Source organism: Methanospirillum sp., assembly GCF_035406105.1.
Taxonomy (GTDB): Archaea; Halobacteriota; Methanomicrobia; order Methanomicrobiales; family Methanospirillaceae; genus Methanospirillum.
Window position 1 is genome coordinate 1 of sequence record NZ_DAONKG010000254.1, and the last position, 3,114, is coordinate 3,114.

4 protein-coding genes are annotated in these 3,114 nt (G+C 46.7%); 2 read left to right on the forward strand and 2 right to left on the reverse strand.

All coding sequences use genetic code 11. From position 1 onward, the window contains the following. Nucleotides 1-216 precede the first annotated feature (216 nt). Nucleotides 217-408, forward strand: coding sequence for a DUF1858 domain-containing protein (locus tag PLA23_RS11945; protein WP_011447493.1), 192 nt, complete (start codon nucleotides 217-219; stop codon nucleotides 406-408). Between the two features lie 27 nt (nucleotides 409-435). Here the strand turns inward: PLA23_RS11945 and mch are convergent, their stop codons facing one another. Together mch and PLA23_RS11955 are read right to left on the reverse strand one after the other, a co-directional pair. Then, nucleotides 436-1,383, reverse strand: a complete 948-nt coding sequence (gene mch, locus PLA23_RS11950) for a methenyltetrahydromethanopterin cyclohydrolase (protein ID WP_324330420.1) — start codon at nucleotides 1,381-1,383, stop codon at nucleotides 436-438. Nucleotides 1,384-1,461: 78 nt separating this feature from the next. Further along, the gene (locus tag PLA23_RS11955; protein WP_324475324.1) at nucleotides 1,462-2,586 is read right to left on the reverse strand and encodes an ORC1-type DNA replication protein; all 1,125 of its coding nucleotides are present in this window, start codon (nucleotides 2,584-2,586) and stop codon (nucleotides 1,462-1,464) included. A 168-nt stretch (nucleotides 2,587-2,754) separates the two neighbouring features. Between PLA23_RS11955 and PLA23_RS11960 the strand changes: the two genes are divergently transcribed. Then, nucleotides 2,755-3,114: undecaprenyl phosphate translocase family protein (locus PLA23_RS11960; RefSeq protein WP_324475326.1), on the forward strand; the 360-nt coding region annotated here is incomplete at its 3' end.

Here is a 3,114-nt window from a genome sequence, read left to right on the forward strand (position 1 = left end):
CAACCCCCCGAGTCAGGGAGCCGATACTTTCAAGGGCGATGTCAAGCGGTGTCTCCCGCATACAGGTGGTTGAAATCCAGAGCATGGTATCATCAAAGGCTGGTATGCCGTTCTGTTGTTATATATGGAAATGGATCTTTTTATAGTACTCAATCATGACCGATTCCATGCAGGATCGTTATCCTTTTATTCGTGACCTATCGTACCTATGAGCATATGGCATTGTCCAAAGATTCTACAATCCTAGAAGTATTGCAGGAAAAGCCTGATGCAGGCGCGATATTTGCCCGCTTTGGTATGGGTTGTGTCGGTTGTGCAATAAGCAGGGGAGAGACTGTCGCAGAAGCAGCAGCAGCACATGGGATTCCGCTTGAAGAGCTGATGAGCGCTCTTGGTATCTCCGCCTAATTCTTTTTTAAATTATAAAAAAGGAGATCAGATATATCCGAATGACTTTAACGTCACGTCCGGATTTACTTCGCCGACATGGTATACTTTTCCTTCGGTCAGTTCATTAATGGTAACTTCTGCCGGGGAGAAGAGTGAAGTGTCGATCTGGTAAAAGTCAAAGTTTGCTTCCTTGAAGATGTCATAAAAGGGCTTTCCATATCCTTTTGACTTGTTGCTGGGTATTTTGTCAAGGAAATTGACAATATCGGGGGCTTTCATCGTGAGGTTGATCTGCCCGTGATAAATGGTGGCGTCATTGGTCGTCCCCATCGCTTTGGTTGCATCTGCCTTTACTGGTGGAATCGGGGCAGTTCCTATTGCTGCGGTTATCTTTCTGGTATCAAACCCAAGCTCGTTCAGCTTGTACACGGCAGTCTCAACACACCGGCCGCACACCTGAATGGATCCGACCAGGGAGGCGGTCGGTGCAACAACAGCACAGAGGTTCTCAACATCAATGCCACAGTCCTTTGCGATCTTTTCCATGACCTCGCCATTGGGCAGGTGATCAGACTCAAGGGCGATGACCGCATCATCACTCTCATCCTCATAACCGATGACTTCATAGGTGTGCTTGGGTTTGAGCGCAAGGGCACGTGCCGGGCCTGATCCCATGGCAAAGTAGTTCCCTGCTTTTATCGTCCATCCGGCCTTCTGTGCACCAAGACAGGAGATTGCAGGGTAATCTGTGGTTACCTCGATAAAGGGCATAGGGACATTCTTTATCTGACCCATTCTGAAATTGACCTCACCAAGTCCCCCCATACAGATCTCGGTAAATGCACGTCCTGCCGCATATCCGCCTGGAACTGATACACCACAATCGACTATCTTTGCGCCGTTGTCAAGTTCGTGATATGCGACATTGAAATCTTCTGAATAGTTTGCAAGATTATCAAATATCTCAAGTGCTAATTCGTTAACGCTAATCATGTTCGAACCCCCGTGGAGTACCATTACATCTCTGATGCAGCGGTATTGAACTCTTCGTTTTAGCCTGAAGGGGGATTTTTATAGATATAGCAGGATTTTATCAGGATCATAGCGAAGGTTAATAAGGCGCGTACGCCCGCGTCCGTCCCGGAATTCAAGGTTAATAAGGCGAAGTGTGTCCAGTTTTCGCAAAGCCTCGTAAAATACGGTGTATCCAAATTTAAATCTCCGTTTTACAACGGTATACACCTGCCCGGACGTCAGTTGTTCATCATTTCTGGATAACTCCACGAGTAAACGCAGGAGATCCTTCTCCTCACGGCGCAGAGCCTGAATAGAATATTTCAGATGCAAAAACCGGGAAATCTTATATGCTTCATGAATATGCTCCTCGCTGATCTCTCGTTTTGCTTCCTTCTCTGCGTTGAGCCCTGCCCGCTTGATCATATCAATGCCAACCCGCATGTCCCCTGACCTGAGGGTATGATCCACGATGAGTTCCAGATTTTTATCAGAAAGGACACCAGGGTACAGCCCCTGCATTACCCGTTCCTTTAATATCTGAAAGGTCTCCTCCACAGAATATGGAGGGAAGTATACCTCGGTCGGAGAAAAGACTGATGTCACTCTGATATCAAGTTCTCGTGAAAGGTCCACATCCATATCGGATATAATAACCATGACTCCTATCCTGGTACCCGGAAATGTTTCGTGGGACCGTAACAGCAGGTATAAGATTTTATTGAGTTCATTCTCAAAAAGAAGATAATTTGCGTCGTCAAGGGCAATGAGCAGAACCCGATCCTCGCTCAGGAGTATATCAGCGATGGACTCAAAGACACGTTTATATGAGTTTCCGGCAGCAGATGGATTATGGCCTGCGATCTGCCGGTAAATCTGTGACAGGATCATAAACCGCGTGTTCTCCACCTGACAGTTGATATGAACCGGGATCATCTTTGATTTGACCTCATTGATGTCTGCAAATATCTTTTTGACTGAGGTGGTCTTTCCGGTTCCCGGAGTGCCTTTGAGAATGGAGTTGAGTGGTCGGGACCCTTTAATGCCCGGACGGAGGAGAAAAGCCAGTTCTCGCATCTGGGATTCACGATAATGAAACTGATCAGGAATATAATCTATCTCAAAGACATCCGGGTCCCGAAACAGGGTTTCATCCCACATCAGCATATTCTTCAGGGTCATCTGTGTATCCGTTCAGATCTTATGTCGTCTTATTTGCACTTCATAGATGCGGGCGTAAAAACAAAAATATTTCCTTCCTGTCATGTGATTGTAAAGACACTCAAAATGGTGTGGGAAAGAACTGGCAGCAGATGGAAATAGCTGCAGAAAGAACACATAAGGACACGCATGCAAATCAGAACATTTCTTGCTGAATATCTGCCGGTATTTGGAAAAGGGCTGCTTATGGGTATCTGCGATATCATTCCCGGCGTCTCCGGAGGAACCGTCGCCTTCATCACCGGGATATATGGCCGGCTTATTGCTGCTGTTGCCCATATCTCCCCCATCATCATCCGTGATCTTATCAGATGGGATCTGACATCGCTGAAATCCCGGCTTTTGGAGATGGACATTCTCTTTCTTGTGATACTTTCAGCAGGCATCGGCCTTGCATTTCTCCTGATCTCCCGGGTCATGCTCTGGCTGCTGCATGAATTTCCGGTTCAGACAAACGGATTCTTCTTTGGTCTGATTCTTGCATCATCC

Bases quoted from the DNA above. Each gene is read 5' to 3' on its own strand.
- PLA23_RS11945 (WP_011447493.1), top strand. From the start codon at position 217: ATGGCATTGTCCAAAGATTCTACAATCCTAGAAGTATTGCAGGAAAAG.
- mch (WP_324330420.1), bottom strand. From the start codon at position 1,383: ATGATTAGCGTTAACGAATTAGCACTTGAGATATTTGATAATCTTGCA.
- PLA23_RS11955 (WP_324475324.1), bottom strand. From the start codon at position 2,586: ATGACCCTGAAGAATATGCTGATGTGGGATGAAACCCTGTTTCGGGAC.